This is a genomic window from Streptomyces sp. NPDC012835, assembly GCF_042900885.1.
In the GTDB taxonomy this organism is placed as follows: domain Bacteria; phylum Actinomycetota; class Actinomycetes; order Streptomycetales; family Streptomycetaceae; genus Streptomyces.
In genome coordinates, this window is sequence record NZ_JBIBBW010000001.1 from 680,302 (window position 1) to 695,552 (window position 15,251).

At 71.8% G+C, this 15,251-nt stretch carries 13 protein-coding genes; 7 read left to right on the plus strand and 6 right to left on the minus strand.

Annotated features, from left to right (window positions below):
- The first annotated feature begins 329 nt into the window (after positions 1–329).
- From egtA to egtD, 4 genes are read left to right on the plus strand one after another with little or no spacing between them, the layout of a single operon-like run.
- Positions 330–1,604, plus strand: a complete 1,275-nt coding sequence (gene egtA, locus ACFY6S_RS02805; RefSeq protein ID WP_388821835.1) for an ergothioneine biosynthesis glutamate--cysteine ligase EgtA — start codon at positions 330–332, stop codon at positions 1,602–1,604.
- Positions 1,601–2,950 carry an ergothioneine biosynthesis protein EgtB gene (gene egtB, locus ACFY6S_RS02810; protein ID WP_388821838.1) on the plus strand — a complete coding sequence of 450 codons (1,350 nt, stop codon included), beginning with the start codon at positions 1,601–1,603 and terminating at the stop codon, positions 2,948–2,950. The genes egtA and egtB overlap by 4 nt, the downstream gene beginning before the upstream one ends.
- Entirely contained in the window at positions 2,950–3,759 is an 810-nt protein-coding gene (gene egtC, locus ACFY6S_RS02815) for an ergothioneine biosynthesis protein EgtC (protein WP_388821841.1), read from the plus strand. The genes egtB and egtC overlap by 1 nt, the downstream gene beginning before the upstream one ends.
- Entirely contained in the window at positions 3,756–4,718 is a 963-nt protein-coding gene (gene egtD, locus ACFY6S_RS02820) for an L-histidine N(alpha)-methyltransferase (protein WP_388821843.1), read from the plus strand. The genes egtC and egtD overlap by 4 nt, the downstream gene beginning before the upstream one ends.
- Positions 4,719–4,837: 119 nt before the next feature.
- Here the strand turns inward: egtD and ACFY6S_RS02825 are convergent, their stop codons facing one another.
- Positions 4,838–6,088, minus strand: coding sequence for an extracellular solute-binding protein (locus ACFY6S_RS02825; RefSeq protein ID WP_388821846.1), 1,251 nt, complete (start codon positions 6,086–6,088; stop codon positions 4,838–4,840).
- Positions 6,089–6,454: 366 nt separating this feature from the next.
- Between ACFY6S_RS02825 and ACFY6S_RS02830 the strand changes: the two genes are divergently transcribed.
- Positions 6,455–6,670, plus strand: a complete 216-nt coding sequence (locus ACFY6S_RS02830; RefSeq protein ID WP_388821849.1) for a dodecin — start codon at positions 6,455–6,457, stop codon at positions 6,668–6,670.
- Between the two features lie 61 nt (positions 6,671–6,731).
- Positions 6,732–7,754 carry an LLM class flavin-dependent oxidoreductase gene (locus ACFY6S_RS02835; protein WP_388821852.1) on the plus strand — a complete coding sequence of 341 codons (1,023 nt, stop codon included), beginning with the start codon at positions 6,732–6,734 and terminating at the stop codon, positions 7,752–7,754.
- A gap of 4 nt (positions 7,755–7,758) precedes the next feature.
- On the opposite strand, the gene ACFY6S_RS02840 is transcribed toward ACFY6S_RS02835, so the two are convergent.
- From ACFY6S_RS02840 to ACFY6S_RS02850, 3 genes are read right to left on the minus strand one after another with little or no spacing between them, the layout of a single operon-like run.
- Positions 7,759–8,505 (minus strand): succinate dehydrogenase/fumarate reductase iron-sulfur subunit, encoded by a 747-nt coding sequence (locus ACFY6S_RS02840; protein ID WP_388821854.1) that lies wholly within the window; start codon positions 8,503–8,505, stop codon positions 7,759–7,761.
- Positions 8,502–10,460 carry a fumarate reductase/succinate dehydrogenase flavoprotein subunit gene (locus ACFY6S_RS02845; protein WP_388821857.1) on the minus strand — a complete coding sequence of 653 codons (1,959 nt, stop codon included), beginning with the start codon at positions 10,458–10,460 and terminating at the stop codon, positions 8,502–8,504. The genes ACFY6S_RS02840 and ACFY6S_RS02845 overlap by 4 nt, the downstream gene beginning before the upstream one ends.
- A 1-nt stretch (position 10,461) precedes the next feature.
- Positions 10,462–11,130, minus strand: coding sequence for a succinate dehydrogenase (locus ACFY6S_RS02850; protein WP_388822899.1), 669 nt, complete (start codon positions 11,128–11,130; stop codon positions 10,462–10,464).
- Between the two features lie 192 nt (positions 11,131–11,322).
- Here ACFY6S_RS02850 and ACFY6S_RS02855 point away from each other — a divergent pair, with 192 nt between their 5' ends.
- Positions 11,323–12,246 (plus strand): LysR family transcriptional regulator, encoded by a 924-nt coding sequence (locus ACFY6S_RS02855; RefSeq protein ID WP_388821860.1) that lies wholly within the window; start codon positions 11,323–11,325, stop codon positions 12,244–12,246.
- 2 nt (positions 12,247–12,248) lie between these two features.
- Here the strand turns inward: ACFY6S_RS02855 and ACFY6S_RS02860 are convergent, their stop codons facing one another.
- Both ACFY6S_RS02860 and ACFY6S_RS02865 read right to left on the minus strand, forming a co-directional pair.
- Positions 12,249–14,414 (minus strand): putative bifunctional diguanylate cyclase/phosphodiesterase, encoded by a 2,166-nt coding sequence (locus ACFY6S_RS02860; protein WP_388822901.1) that lies wholly within the window; start codon positions 14,412–14,414, stop codon positions 12,249–12,251.
- On the minus strand, positions 14,414–15,223 hold the full coding sequence (locus ACFY6S_RS02865) for an SAM-dependent methyltransferase (RefSeq protein WP_388822903.1): 810 nt from the start codon (positions 15,221–15,223) through the stop codon (positions 14,414–14,416). Before ACFY6S_RS02865 ends, ACFY6S_RS02860 begins: the two co-directional genes overlap by 1 nt.
- Between the last annotated feature and the right edge of the window lie 28 nt (positions 15,224–15,251).

Below are 15,251 nucleotides of genomic sequence, written 5' to 3' on the forward strand. Positions count from 1 at the left end.
GCCGGGGCCTCCCGTCCGTGCGGCAGGGCGGGAGGCCCCCGCCCGGACCGGGCCCCGGCCCGGTCCGGTCCGGGCCCTTCGACCACGTGAGGCGCCCCCCGTTCGGACGATCCTCCCTGTTCCCCTGGTGATCCCTCACCGTCGTGCGCCCGCAGGGCGAAACCTGAGTGAACGACCGCCCCCGGGGCAACCGGATTTCTGACAGAACAGTGACCATGGGGGCACTCTTGTGCGAAGCGGCAGGAGTGGCTTTAGGTTGGACGAAGCGCTCCACTCCCCCTACCCCGGGACGGAGCCCGGTCATGGTCTTCGACAGGAGGATCCGGCCCATGCCATTCGATGGTTTCACCGACGAGGGACCCCCTCTCGGCGAGAGAGACGCCGAGGATCTGCTGCACGGCATCTGCTTCAAAACAGGCCCGCCCCGCACCGTGGGAGTGGAACTGGAATGGCTCGTACACGATCTGCACACCCCTGAGAAGGCGGTCCCCGCCCGCCGCCTCACCGAGGCGTTCGACACGCTGCGTACCCTGCGCCTGAACTCCGCACTCACCTTCGAACCCGGCGGCCAGCTGGAACTCAGCTCGGCCCCCGCCGGATCACTGACGGAGTGCCTCACCACCACCGCCGCCGACCTGGACGCGGTACGCCCCGTGCTCCGCGCGGCGGGACTCGCGCTCGCGGGCATCGGACAGGACCCCTGGCACTCCCCGCACCGTATGCTGCGCGAGCCGCGCTACGACGCCATGGAGACCTATCTCGACCGGATCGGCCCCGCCGGGCGCGCCATGATGCGCACCACCGCCTCCATCCAGGTGTGTCTGGACGCGGGCCACGAGGAGCCGGGGCCGCTCGGTTACGCCCGACGCTGGCGGCTCGCCCATCTGCTGGGCGCGGTGCTGGTCGCCGCGTTCGCCAACTCCTCGGTGCGCGAGGGAAGTCCGACCGGCTGGCGCTCCACCCGGCAGGCGCTCTGGTCCGAGCTGGACCCGGCCCGTACGGGCGCGCCCGCCGCGCACCACGAGCCACGCGCGGGCTGGGCGGCGCACGCCCTGGACGCGCCGGTGATGTGCGTCAGGACGCCGGAGGGGCCCTGGACGGTCCCGGAGGGCCTGACCTTCCGGCAGTGGATACGGTCCGGCTCGCCGCGTCCACCGGTCCGCGCCGATCTCGACTACCACCTGACGACGCTCTTCCCACCGGTACGGCCGCGCGGCCATCTGGAGCTGCGGATGATCGACGCCCAGCCGGGCGAGGACGGCTGGATGGTGCCGCTCGCCGTCACCACCGCGCTGTTCGACGATCCGGAGGCGTCCGAGACGGTCTACCGGGCCGTCAAGCCGCTCGCCGAGACGGCGGGCGGGCTGCCCGCCCCGCACAATCCGCTGTGGGTCAACGCGGCCCGGTACGGGCTGGCCGACCCGGAGCTGCACGCCGCGGCGATCGCCTGTTTCGCGGCGGCCCGGGAGGCCCTGCCGCGGCTCGGGGCGCCCTCCGCCGTCCAGGAGGCGGTGGCCGCGTTCACCGACCGCTATGTGGTGCCGGGCCGCTGCCCCGCCGACGATCTGCGTACCCCCGTGACCGGGAAGGACCTCCGCTCATGACCGACATCGCCGGACCCGCCGGGACGGTCGACCTCTCCACCGAACTGCTGCGCAGGCGCGCCGTCACCAGCCTGACGGCCGCGCGGGACCGTACCGCCCTGCTGACCTCCTGCGTGGACGACCACGATCTGACGGCGCAGCACTCGCCGCTGATGTCCCCGCTGGTCTGGGACCTGGCGCACATCGGGAACCAGGAGGAGCAGTGGCTGCTGCGGGCCGTCGCGGGACGTGACGCGCTGCGCCCCGAGATCGACTCCGTCTACGACGCGTTCGAGCATCCGCGTGCGGCGCGGCCGACGCTGCCGCTGCTGCCGCCCGCCGAGGCGCGTGCCTACGCCTCCGACGTGCGGGGGCGGGTGCTGGACGTCATCGAGCGCTCACCGCTGCGCGGCGGGCCGCTGCTGGACGCGGGGTTCGCCTTCGGGATGATCGCCCAGCACGAGCAGCAGCACGACGAGACGATGCTCATCACCCACCAGCTGCGCCGGGGCCCCGCAGCGCTGACCGCTCCCCCGCCGCCCGCCGGGGACACCACGGGGCTGCCGGCCGAGGTGCTCGTACCGGCCGGTCCCTTCACCATGGGCACCTCGACGGAACCGTGGGCGCTGGACAACGAACGCCCGGCACACCGGCGGCTGGTGCCCGCGTTCCACATCGACACCGTTCCGGTGACCAACGGCGCCTACCAGCGGTTCATCGAGGACGGCGGCTACACCGACGAGCGCTGGTGGGCGGCCGAGGGCTGGGCGCAGATCCGGGAACACTCCATCGGCGCGCCGCTGTTCTGGCGGCGCGAGGGCGGTCAGTGGCTGCGCCGCAGCTTCGGCACGGTGGAGCCGGTCCCGGCGGACGAGCCGGTGCTGCATGTGAGCTGGTACGAGGCGGACGCCTACGCCCGCTGGGCGGGGCGGCGGCTGCCGACCGAGGAGGAGTGGGAGAAGGCCGCCCGGCACGACCCCGTCTCCGGCCGGTCGCGGCGCTACCCGTGGGGCGACGAGGACGCCACAGCGGACCGTGCCAACCTCGGCCAGCGCCATCTGCGGCCGGCCGCGGCGGGCAGCTATCCGCGGGGAGCATCGCCGCTCGGCGTACGGCAGTTGATCGGGGACGTCTGGGAGTGGACGTCCAGCGACTTCCTGCCCTATCCGGGGTTCGCGGCGTTCCCGTACCGCGAGTACTCGGAGGTCTTCTTCGGCAGCGCGCACAAGGTGCTGCGGGGCGGCTCGTTCGCGGTCGGCGAGGTGGCCTGCCGGGGTACGTTCCGCAACTGGGATCTGCCGGTGCGCCGCCAGATCTTCTCCGGGTTCCGCACCGCGCGCGGCGCCCTGGCCGGAGAGCGTGCCTGATGTGCCGTCATCTCGCGTACACGGGGCCGCCGGTGACACTCGGCGAGCTGCTCCTGGCGCCGTCGCACTCGCTGTACCGGCAGTCCTGGGCGCCCCGGAGGCAGCGCAACGGGACGGTCAACGCCGATGGTTTCGGGGTGGGTTGGTACGCCGAGGGTGATCCGGTGCCGGCCCGCTACCGGCGCGCCGGACCCATCTGGGCCGATCCGGGGCTGACCGATCTGGCGCGGGTGGTCCGCAGCGGCGCGCTGCTCGGGGCGGTGCGGGACGCGACGCTGCCGGGCGCCGACGGGGAGGCGGCCGCGGCGCCCTTCGCCGCCGGACCGTGGCTGTTCAGCCACAACGGCTCGGTGGGCGGCTGGCCGGGCTCGCTCGCGGCTCCGGCCGCGGCCCTGCCCGCCGAGGAGCTGCTCGCCCTGGCGGCCCGCAACGACTCCGCGCTGGTGTGGGCGCTGCTGCTGCACCGGCTGCGGGCCGGTGAGGAGCCGGGCGCCGGGCCGCATTCGCCCCCGTGGTCACGGCTGCCGTCGCAGGACCTGGGGCAGGCGCTGGCCGACACGGTGACCGAAGTGGCGAGGGAGGCGCCCGCCTCCCGGCTCAACCTGCTGGTCACCGACGGTGCGCGGATCGCGGCGACCGCCTGGGGCGACTCCCTGTGGTACCTCCCCGACCCCGGCCGGCGGTCCGTGGCGGTGGCCTCGGAGCCGTACGACGACGACTCCCGCTGGCGCGAGGTCCCCGATCGCACCCTGCTGGTGGCGACCCGTGACGACGTCCTGCTGACCCCTCTCAAGGAGCCCTCCGCGTGAGCCCGTTCCAGCTGACCCGCATGCTTCCCGAGGACGCCACGGACGCGGCTCTGCGCGCCGATGTGCTCCAGGGGCTGACCCGTACCCCCAAGACCCTGCCGCCCAAGTGGTTCTACGACGCGCGGGGCAGCGAGCTGTTCGACGAGATCACCACCCTGCCGGAGTACTACCCGACCCGCGCCGAGCGGGAGATCCTCATCGACCGGGCACCGGAGATCGCGGCGGCGACGGGAGCGCGCACCGTGATCGAGCTGGGTTCGGGGTCGTCGGACAAGACCCGGCATCTGCTGGACGAGCTGACGGAGCTGGCGAGTTATGTGCCGGTCGATGTGAGCGAGAGCGCGCTGACCGGCGCCGCGACCGCGCTGCTCGCCGAGCGGCCCGCGCTGCGGGTGCACGCGCTGATCGCCGACTTCACCGCGGCGCTGAGCCTGCCGGAGACGCCGGGCCCCCGGCTGGTGGCGTTCCTCGGCGGCACGATCGGCAATCTGCTGCCGCCGGAGCGCGCGCGGTTCCTGGCCTCGGTCCGGGCGCTGCTGGAGCCCGGTGACGCGCTGCTGCTCGGCACGGATCTGGTCAAGGACCCGTCCGTGCTGGTCAGGGCGTACGACGACACGGCCGGGGTGACGGCGGCCTTCAACAAGAACGTACTGACCGTCATCAACCGGGAGTTGGGTGCGGACTTCGATCCCGCCGACTTCGCCCATGTGGCGCGCTGGGACCGGGAGCAGGAGTGGATCGAGATGCGGCTGCGGGCCCGCCGGGCCCTGACCGTGAAGATCCCGGAACTGGATCTGATGGTGCCCTTCGAAGCGGACGAGGAGGTGCGTACGGAGGTGTCGGCGAAGTTCCGCCAGGACCGGGTACGGGATGAACTGGCCGGTGCCGGAATGGAGCTGAGGTACTGGTGGACGGACGGCAAGGGACGGTTCGCGCTGTCGCTGGCCACCGCCGTGTGACCGGCGTCCGGCCGGGGCCGGCGCCCCCGGTCGTGGCCGGCGCCCCCGGTCGTGGCCGGCGCCCCCGGTCGTGGCCGGCCGTCGCGCCCCGGCCGGGGCGCGGCGGCCGGCCGTGCGGGTCAGTCCCGGAGCGCCGTGGTGATGGCCTCGGAGGCCGTCTTCGCGGCCTCCTGGGGGCTCCGGCCCTGGAGGACGGCCGTCATGTACGGCTTGATCGGGTTGTCGGACTCGACGTTCGCCCACTGCGGCGAGTTCGGCGTGGCCCGCCCGCGCGCGGCGCCCGCCGCCATCGCGGCGGTGCTCTCGTCGCCCTCGATCACACCGGCCAGCGTCGTCTTGTTCGGCACATAGCCCATGGCCCTGGCCAGCTCGGTCTGCCACTTCTCGCCCGCCAGCGCCTTGACCACGTCGACGGCGGCGGAACGGTGGCTGGACTTCTCCGGCACGATCAGATCGGACCCGCCCGTGAACACGGTCCCGGGCTTGTCCTCGGTCTTGCCGGGGACGGGGAAGAAGCCGAGGACGCCCTTGAGGGCGGGGTTCTTCTCCTCGATGATCCTGGCCGCGCTGGGGGTGGAGATGATCTGCGCGACATCGCCCTTGGCGAAGACCTCCGCCTGCGGTGGGGTGGCCTCGTCGGAGTCCTTCGGACCGTTGCCCAGGGACTGGAGATCCTTGTAGAAGGCCATGCCCTTGAGAGCGGCGGGCGAGTCGACGCTCCCCTGGAACTGACCGCCCGACTCGACGGCCAGTTCGCCGCCCTCGTCCCAGATGAAGCCGGCGAGGGTGTACCAGTCCTGGCCCGCGAGGTAGATGCCCTGCTTCCCGCCCGTGTTGAGGGCGGCGGTGTCGGTCAGCCAGCGCGCCCGGGTCTTGGGCGGCTCCTCGATCCCGGCCTGTGCGAAGAGGTCCTTGTTGTAGATGACGACACGGTTGGCCGCGTACCAGGGGATGCCGAACTGCGCGCCTCTGATGCTGCCCGGCTGGGCGAGACCGGGCAGCCAGTCGTCGCCGCCCAGGTCCCGTACCGACTCCAGGGTGAGATCGCGCAGCTCGCGGCTCTCGGCGTACTGCGCGACCTGGGTGTTGCCGACCTCGATCACATCGGGGGCGTCGTCGCTGTCCAGCGCGGACAGCACCTTCTCACCGATGCCGGTCCACTCCTGGATCTTGATGTCCAGTTCGACCGACGAGTGCTCCTTCTCGTATTCGCTCACGAAACGCCGGAGGAAGTCGTCGGAGACGCTGTCCTTCATCAGCCAGACGGTGACCGTCGTGGAGCCGGACCCGGTGCCCGGCAGCGTGCCGCAGCCTCCGAGCGTGAGGGTGGACACCAGAGCCACGGAACAGACGAGACAGCGGTTCTTCACGTAGGTCAACCTTCTTGCGTGATGGCACGAGTGCGTGATGGCGCGAGGAGAGGCCCGACGTGGGGGAAGCGAAAAGAATTCGCACGGGTGTTGGGGATTTTGGTACGTACCAAAGTGCGGGTCAAGCCCCGCTGACGGGCTCGTACGGGCAGCGACACGCCCGGCGGGTGCCCGTACGGGCACGGAACCTCTCTGACCACCGCGTACCGCCGCCGCCGTCGGCGCCAGACGGCGCCCGTCTCGCGGAGCGCCGCGCCGTGGGGCACGGTGGAGGGACACCGCGGCCCCGCCGGACGCGCGGGGCCACGGACGGCGCGCGGAGACGGGCGGCGGACACGTCGGGGGCGGACACAGAGGAGAGGTCCCATGTCCCAGCACACCTACCGGGTCACCGAGATCGTCGGCACCTCCCACGAGGGCGTCGACGACGCCATCCGCAACGGCGTCGCCCGTGCGGCCAGGACCCTGCGCGGTCTGGACTGGTTCCAGGTCACCGAGGTGCGCGGCCAGATCGTGGACGGTGACATCGAGCACTACCAGGTGGGGCTGAAGGTCGGCTTCCGGCTGGACGACGAGGTGTGAGGGCGCGGGCCGGGGCGGGCCGTGCGGGGAATCCTGGGGCGGTCGCGTTGTTGAACAGTCCGTGAGCCCTCTGTCGACCGTTCCCTTCTCCGTCCTCGACCGCTCCCATGTCCGTCAGGGCGGGGACGGTCCCCGAGCGCTGCGCGACACCGTGGACCTGGCCCGGCGGATCGAGGCACTCGGCTACCACCGCTTCTGGGTCGCGGAGCACCACGGTGTGCCCGGGATCGCCGGCTCCGCGCCCACGGTGCTGGCGGCGGCCGTCGCCGCCGCGACCTCGACGATCCGGGTCGGCACCGGCGGGGTGATGCTGCCCAATCACCAACCCCTGGTGGTGGCCGAGCAGTTCGGGGTGCTGGAGTCGCTCTTCCCGGGCCGGATCGACATGGGGCTCGGGCGTTCCGTGGGGTTCACCGACGGCATCAGGGCGGCGCTCGGCCGGGACAAGCGGGACGCCGACGACTTCGCCGCGCACCTCGCGGAACTGCTCGGCTACTTCACCGGCGGCCAGGACGCGCGCCCCCGGGTGCACGCCCGCCCCGCCGAGGGGCTGCGCGTGCCCGCTTTCGTCCTCGCCACCGGGAAGGGCGCGGGCGTGGCGGCCCGGGCGGGCCTGCCGCTGGTCGTCGCGCCGGTGCGGGGCGAGGACGCGATGCTGCGGGCCATCGAGGAGTACCGCGCGGACTTCCGTCCCTCGGCGTGGGGCGAGCGGCCCCACGTCGTGGTCTCCGGCACGGTCGCGGTCGCTGCCACCACCGAGGAGGCGTACGCGCTGCTGCTCCCGGAGGCGTGGGCCACCGCGTACTCCCGCACCCGCGGCGAGTTCCCGCCGCTCGTGTCCGCCGGGACGGTGCGGGAGGCGGCCATGACGGAGCGCGAGCGCGCCCTGTTCGAGGAGGCGGTGCGCGGCCGGCTGTACGGCACCGGTGACGAGGTCGCGGCGGGCCTGGAGAAGCTGCTGGCGCGTACCGGCGCGGACGAGTTCCTGGTCACCACGGGCACGTACGACCGCGAGGCGCTGCTCGACTCGTACACCGGGCTGGCGGCCCTGCTGGGGCGCGGGCCGGTGCCCGGTGCCGGCTGACGGGCTACCGCGCCGCCTTGCGCGCCGCCCGCAGCCACTCCTTGTTCATCGCGGCGATCGACGGCAGCGGAATTCCCTTCGGGCAGGCGGTGGCGCACTCCCCCGCCAGGGTGCAGCCGCCGAAGCCCTCCTCGTCCATGGTCGCGACCATGTCCAGCACCCGGGTCTCGCGCTCCGGCGCGCCCTGCGGCAGTACGTTGAGATGGTTGACCTTGGCCGAGGTGAAGAGCATGGCCGAGCCGTTGGGACAGGCCGCCACGCAGGCGCCGCAGCCGATGCACTCGGCGTGCTCGAAGGCGAAGTCGGCGTCGGGTTTGGGCACCGGGGTGGCGTGTGCCTCGGGGGCGGCGCCGGTGGGGGCGGTGATGTAGCCGCCGGAGCCGATGATCCGGTCGAAGGCGGAGCGGTCCACCACCAGGTCCTTGACCACGGGGAAGGCGCCGGCGCGCCAGGGTTCGACGTCGATGGTGTCGCCGTCGGCGAAGTGCCGCATGTGGAGCTGGCAGGTGGTGGTGCGCTCGGGGCCGTGGGCGTCGCCGTTGATGACGACACCGCAGGCACCGCAGATGCCCTCGCGGCAGTCGTGGTCGAAGGCGACCGGCTCGTCGCCCCGGAGGATCAGTTGCTCATTGAGAGTGTCGAGCATCTCCAGGAACGACATGTCCTCGGAGATGCCGTCGATGCCGTAGGTGACCATGGCGCCGGGGGCGTCGGCGCCGGGCTGGCGCCAGACGCGCAGGGTGAGCCTCATGCGTAGCTCCGCTGGGTGGGGTGGACGTACTCGAAGACGAGGTCTTCCTTGTGCAGGACGGGCGCGGTGCCGGTGCCGGTGAACTCCCAGGCCGCCGCGTACGAGAACTCCTCGTCGCGCCGCTCGGCCTCACCGCCCCCGGTCTGCGACTCCTCCCGGAAGTGGCCTCCGCAGGACTCGGCGCGGTGCAGGGCGTCCAGGCACATCAGCTCGGCCAGTTCCAGGTAGTCGACGATGCGATTGGCCTTCTCCAGGGACTGGTTGAGCTGCTCGCCGGTGCCCGGCACCTTGATGCGGCGCCAGAACTCCTCGCGGATCTGCGGGATGCGGTCGAGGGCCTTGCGCAGACCGTCTTCCGTGCGGGCCATGCCGCAGTGTTCCCAGAGGAGTTCGCCGATCTCCTTGTGGAACGAGTCGGGTGTGCGGTCGCCGTCCACGGCGAGCAGCAGCCGCAGCCGGTCCTCGGTGTCCGCGAGGGTCTCGGTGACGACGGGATGGGACGGGTCGACGGTGTCGTGGTGCGGATGGCGGGCGAGGTAGTCGTTGATGGTGGACGGCAGGACGAAGTAGCCGTCGGCCAGGCCCTGCATGAGGGCGGAGGCGCCGAGCCGGTTGGCTCCGTGGTCGGAGAAGTTGGCCTCGCCGATGGCGAAGAGTCCGGGGACGGTGGTCTGGAGGTCGTAGTCGACCCACAGGCCGCCCATGGTGTAGTGGATCGCCGGATAGATCCGCATCGGGACCTCGTACGGGTTCTCGGCGGTGATCCGCTCGTACATCTCGAAGAGGTTGCCGTACTTCTCCTCGACCGCCGCGCGGCCGAGCCGGGCGATGGCGTCGGCGAAGTCGAGATAGACGCCCTGTCCGCCGGGGCCGACGCCGCGCCCCTGGTCGCAGACGTTCTTCGCGGCCCGGGAGGCGATGTCGCGCGGTACGAGGTTGCCGAAGGCGGGGTAGATCCGCTCCAGGTAGTAGTCGCGTTCGTCCTCGGGGATCTCGTGCGGTGGCCGCTGGTCGCCGGGGGCGGCCGGCACCCAGATCCGGCCGTCGTTGCGCAGGGACTCGCTCATCAGTGTGAGCTTGGACTGGTGCTCGCCGGAGCGCGGGATGCAGGTGGGGTGGATCTGGGTGAAGCAGGGGTTGGCGAAGTGGGCGCCGCGCCGGTGGGCCCGCCAGACGGCGGTGGCGTTGCTGTTCTTCGCGTTGGTGGAGAGGTAGAAGACATTGCCGTAGCCGCCGGAGGCGAGGACGACCGCGTCGGCGATGTACGGGGTGATCTCACCGGTGATCAGGTCGCGGGCGACGATGCCGCGCGCCCGGCCGTCGATGACGAGCAGGTCGAGCATCTCGGTGCGGGGGTGCATCTCGACGGCGCCCGCGGCGATCTGCCGGGACAGCGCCTGGTAGGCGCCGAGGAGCAGTTGCTGGCCCGTCTGGCCGCGGGCGTAGAAGGTGCGGGAGACCTGGACCCCGCCGAAGGAACGGGTGTCGAGCAGGCCGCCGTACTCGCGGGCGAAGGGCACTCCCTGGGCGACACACTGGTCGATGATCTCGACGGAGACCTCGGCGAGCCGGTGCACATTGGACTCGCGGGCACGGAAGTCGCCGCCCTTGACGGTGTCGTAGAAGAGGCGCCGCACGGAGTCGCCGTCGTTGCGGTAGTTCTTGGCGGCGTTGATGCCGCCCTGGGCGGCGATGGAGTGGGCGCGGCGCGGGGAGTCCTGGTAGCAGAACTGCACGACGTGGTAGCCCTGTTCGGCGAGGGTGGCCCCGGCGGCGCCGCCGGCGAGTCCGGTACCGACGACGATGACGGTGTGTTTGCGGCGGTTGGCGGGGTTGACGAGTTTCGCCTCGAAGCGGCGCCGGTTCCAGCGCTCGGCGACCGGGCCCGGCGGGGCCTTGGTGTCGGCGATGGGCTCGCCGGTGGCGTACTCGGCGTAGCGGTTGGGTTCGTTCATGTCAGCTCACCACTCCGGTCATGACGGCGACGGGTACGGCGACGAAGCCCGCGGTCAGCACCAGCGCCAGCAGAGTGGCCGTGGCCTTCAGCACGCGCTCGCGCGTGGCGTTGCCGGCGCCGAGGGTCTGGGCGGCGCTCCAGAAGCCGTGCCGGACGTGGAGGCCGAGGGCGAGCATCGCGAGGAGGTAGATGGCGTTGCCGTACCAGGTGGAGAAGGTGTCGAGCACGTTCTGGTACGGGTGGCCCGGCTGGAAGCCCGTGTGCACGGTGCCGGTCGTCAGGTCGAGGATGTGCCAGACGATGAACAGGGCGAGGATGACACCGCCCCAGCGCATGGTGCGGGTCGCGTAGCTCGCGCGGCGCCGCTTGTGCGCGTATCCGGTCGGGCGGGCGGCGAGGTCCCGGCGGCTCAACTGGTAGGCGCAGACCGCGTGCAGGACGACGGCGGCCACCAGGACCAGCCGGACGATCCACAGCGCCCACGCGTAGTGCAGGATCGGTTCGCCCATGGTCCGCAGCCAGTGCGCGTAACCGTTGAACTCCGTGGCGCCGAAGAAGATCTTGAGGTTGCCGAACATGTGCGCGACCAGATAGCCGAGCATGATCAGGCCGCTGACGGCCATGACCGTCTTCTTCCCGATCGTGGAGGTCCAGAGGATACGGACCAGGGACGGTCGCCGGTCCGGCCGCCGCCGGCCGCCCTGCTTTCCGTCCGCCTGTTTTCGGTCCGCCCGCTGTTTCGGGTCCGTCCGCGTTGCCAGAGCCATGTCCAGCACGCTAGGCCGCCGGGGCCGAGAGGTCCAAGACATGGTCCGGCTCATCTCCATAGGCTGCGGCTATCGAGAGCTATTCTCGGAGACATGCAGTTCCAGCAGCTCCTCTACTTCGTGGCCGTCGCCGAGACCCGGCACTTCACCCGCGCCGCCGAGCGGGTCCATGTCTCGCAGCCCTCGCTGTCCCAGCAGATCCGGGCGCTGGAGAAGGAGCTGGGCGCCGAGCTGCTGAGCCGCGCCCGGGGCAACGTCTCGCTCACCGACGCGGGCGAGGCGCTCCTGCCGCTCGCCCGGCGCATCCTCGCCGACACCGAGACGGCCCGGGTCGAGGTGCAGGAGCTGGTCCAGCTGCGCCGCGGCCGGGTCAGGCTGGGGGCGCCGCCGAGCCTGTGCACCGGACTGCTGCCCGAGGTGCTGCGGGCCTTCCACGACCTGCACCCGGGCATCGAGCTGCTGATCGAGGAGAGCGGCTCGCACGATCTGGTCAGGGAGCTGGCGCGCGGGGCGCTCGACCTGGCGCTGGTGGTGATGCCGCTGCCGGCCGCGTCCCCCGCGCTGACCACGGTCGAGCTGCTCCAGGAGGATCTGGTGGTGGTCTCCTCGGTCAGCGAGCCGGCGCCCCGGCATCCGGTCGCCGTCGCCGATCTGGAGGGCGAGCCGCTGGTGATGTTCCGGCACGGCTACGACCTGCGCGAGCTGACGGTGGCCGCCTGCCGCGCCGAGGGCTTCGAACCCACCTTCACGGTGGAGGGCGGCGAGATGGACGCCGTCCTCGGCTTCGTACGGGCCGGTCTCGGCGTCGCGGTCGTACCGAGCATGGTCGCGGCGCGCACCCCTGACCTGCGCGTCACCGCGCTGGCCCGGCCGGGGCTGCGCCGTACGATCGCCCTCGCCCACCGCAACGACGTCGCCCCGCCGCGCGCCGCCCGGGAGCTGCAGAGGGTCCTGCTGTCCACGCAGGACGCCGCCCGGACCGCCGCGACGGCGGCCCGGGCGCCTCGGGGCGGCTGAGCTCAGACGGCGTCCGCCAGCAGCAGGGTGTGCAGCCGCTCCGGCGGGCCCGGCCGGGCGTAGTACCAGCCCTGCGCGGTGTCACAGCCGAGCCGGCGCAGATGGTCGGCCTGGGCTCCGGTCTCCACCCCCTCGACCGTCACGGCCAGTTCGAGGCTGTGTGCGAGCGAGACAATCCCCTCGACGATCTTCAGATCGACCGGGTCGGCCGGATGCTGCTGCATGCCCAGGGTGAAGGAACGGTCCAGCTTGAGCACGCTGACCGGCAGCCGGCGCAGATTGGCGAGGTTGGAGTAGCCGGTGCCGAAGTCGTCCAGCGCGATGTCCACGCCCATCTCGGCGAGCTGGCGCAGCGGCTTGAGCAGATCCTCGTCCGCGCCGATCAGCGCCGACTCGGTGACCTCCAGGCACAGGCCGCCCGGCGGCAGACCGATCCGCTCCAGCACCTCGACGGTGTCGGTGACCAGACCGGGGTGGTGGAGCTGGGCGGGCGACAGGTTCACATTGACGCGCAACGGCGCGCCGAGCGCCCCCGCGGGCAGCTGCTGCTGCCAGAACCGGGCCTGGCGTACGGACTGTTCGAGCACCCAGCGGCCGAGCGGGACGATCAGTCCGGTGTGTTCGGCGAGCGGGATGAACCGGTCGGGGCCGAGGACGCCGTGCTGCGGGTGGGACCAGCGCACCAGCGCCTCGGCGCCGTGCACCGCCCCGTCGTCGAGCCGTACCAGCGGCTGGTACTCGATGAAGAACTCGCCGCGCTCCAGGGCCGCCGGGAGCGCCGTGGTCAGTCCGTGGCGGGTGATGGCGCGGGCGTCGGCCTCCGGGTCGGCCAGCTCGAAGCGGTTGCCGCCCGCCGCCTTGGCCCGGTACATGGTGATGTCCGCGCTGCGCAGCACCTCGGCGGGGCTGCGCCCCGCGGCGGGACCCTCCACGATGCCGATGCTGCCCCGGACGGTGAACTCCCGGCCTTCGAGCCGGATCGGCGAGGCGAGTACGCCGAGGATCCGGGAGGCCAGCTCCGAGACCCCGCCGCAGGTGTCGGGCCCGGTGGTCAGCGCCACGAACTCGTCGCCGCCGATCCTGGCGACCATCTCGCCGGAGGCGGTGGCGCAGCTCTGGAGCCGGTCGGCGACCTCGACCAGCAGCCGGTCGCCCGACGAGTGGCCGAGGCTGTCGTTGATGGCCTTGAAGCCGTCGAGGTCGAGGTAGCACAGGCCGAAGCGGGCGTCGTCGGCGGCGGCGAGCGTCTTCTCCAGGCGTTCGAAGAACAGGGTCCGGTTGGGCAGCCCGGTCAGGGCGTCGTGGGTGGCCTCGTAGCGCAGCCGCAGATGCAGCAGCCGCCGCTCGGTGGTGTCCTCCATCAGCGCGAGCTGATACTGCGGAGCGCCCTCCGCGTCCCGCAGGAGCGAGAGCGTGAGGTTGGTCCAGAGCACGGTGCCGTCGTTGCGGTAGAACGCCTTCTCGACCTGGAAGTGCTCACGCTCGCCGCGCACCAACTCGCCGTACATGCGCCAGACATGGGGAGCGTCCTCGGGATGGACCCACTCGTTCACGTTGCGGCTGCGAACATGATGTTCGAGTCCGCCGAACATCTGGGTGAGGGTGTCGTTGACCTCCAGCACGTTGCCGTCCAGATCGGCGATGCCGATACCGATGGCCGCGCCCTCGAACACCGCGTGGAAACGGGCCTGGGTGGCGTGCAGGGCGTCCTCGGCCTCGCTGCGCGCGGCGAGCGCGGAGCGGGCGATCGCCTCCTGTTCGGCGAGGGTGCGCTCGCGCAGGGCGTGGGCGTAGCCGGCGGCCAGGGCGTGCTGGAGCCGGGCGCAGCGGGCCCGGTTGTCCTCGGTGGTGAGTTCGTCCGTACCGCAGTACAGGACCAGATACGACTCGATCACGCCGAGGGTGCGGCCGAGTGCCTCGGGGTCGGTGCAGTGGGCCGTGATCAGGGCGTTGCCGACGCGGGCGGCCGGCGTGGTGTCGAACGGGTACGCGTGCAGCGCCTCCCGCAACGTCCGCGCCAGAGGCAGCAGCAGTGTCTCGAATTCGGGGCGCGTCAGGGACGTGGCGGTCGCCGGGAAGATCGCCCGGCTCCAGATCGTCGCGAAACGCCTGAGTCTGTCCTCCAGGCCGTCGGGGTCCTCCTCCGGACCCGCCGCCTCCGGCACCATCACGCCTTGCGTCCCACGCCGGCGAACCCGGAGAACGCGTAGGGGTCCTCCTCCTCGGCGGGGGAATCGGGGCGCCAGTGCGGCATGGACACCAGGCCGGGCTCGACCGTCTCGAAGCCGTCGAGGAACCGGTTCGTCTGTTCCCGGTTGCGCATCACCAGCGGGTTGCGGATGTCGTTGTAGACCGCGACCGCGCCGCCCGCCTCCTTCTCGGAGACCGGGACGCCGTGGTACGAGGCGTGGGTGAGCACGAGGAGGCTGCCGGGGGCGAGCGCGTCCCGCAACTCGGCTACCACACGGTACGGCTCGTCCTTGTCCTCCAGGAAGTGCAGGACGAGGACCAGCAGCAGCGCCACGGGCCGGTCGAGGTCGAGCAGGGCCGTCCCGGGGTCCTTGAGGATCGCGGCGGGGTCACGCAGATCGCCGTTGAACACGGTGGTGCGGGGGTTGCCTTCGAGGACCGCCCGGCTGTGCGCGACGGCGACCGGGTCGTGGTCGACGTAGACCACCTTGGCGTCGGGGTTCGCGCGCTGCGCGACTTCGTGGACATTGCCGAAGGTCGGAATACCGGAGCCTATGTCCAGGAACTGGGTGACCCCTTCGTCCAGGGCGAATTGCACCGCACGACGCATGAAGGCACGATTCGCCTTCATGATCGAGGGAAGGCCGGGCATGAAACCCATGGCCTTGCGGGCCGCCTCCCGGTCCACTTCGAAATTGTGCGAACCGCCCAGATAGTAGTCGTAAATGCGGGAAACGCTCGGCATCGATATATCGATGCCCTGCGGGGCCCAGGCGGGACGCTCCATCGAGATCTCCAACAAGTCGCCACGGGAC

Bases quoted from the DNA above. Each gene is read 5' to 3' on its own strand.
- ACFY6S_RS02845 (WP_388821857.1), bottom strand. From the start codon at position 10,460: ATGAACGAACCCAACCGCTACGCCGAGTACGCCACCGGCGAGCCCATC.
- ACFY6S_RS02830 (WP_388821849.1), top strand. From the start codon at position 6,455: ATGTCCCAGCACACCTACCGGGTCACCGAGATCGTCGGCACCTCCCAC.
- egtC (WP_388821841.1), top strand. From the start codon at position 2,950: ATGTGCCGTCATCTCGCGTACACGGGGCCGCCGGTGACACTCGGCGAG.
- ACFY6S_RS02840 (WP_388821854.1), bottom strand. From the start codon at position 8,505: ATGAGGCTCACCCTGCGCGTCTGGCGCCAGCCCGGCGCCGACGCCCCC.
- egtB (WP_388821838.1), top strand. From the start codon at position 1,601: ATGACCGACATCGCCGGACCCGCCGGGACGGTCGACCTCTCCACCGAA.
- egtA (WP_388821835.1), top strand. From the start codon at position 330: ATGCCATTCGATGGTTTCACCGACGAGGGACCCCCTCTCGGCGAGAGA.
- ACFY6S_RS02860 (WP_388822901.1), bottom strand. From the start codon at position 14,414: ATGGTGCCGGAGGCGGCGGGTCCGGAGGAGGACCCCGACGGCCTGGAG.
- ACFY6S_RS02855 (WP_388821860.1), top strand. From the start codon at position 11,323: ATGCAGTTCCAGCAGCTCCTCTACTTCGTGGCCGTCGCCGAGACCCGG.
- ACFY6S_RS02865 (WP_388822903.1), bottom strand. From the start codon at position 15,223: ATGGAGCGTCCCGCCTGGGCCCCGCAGGGCATCGATATATCGATGCCG.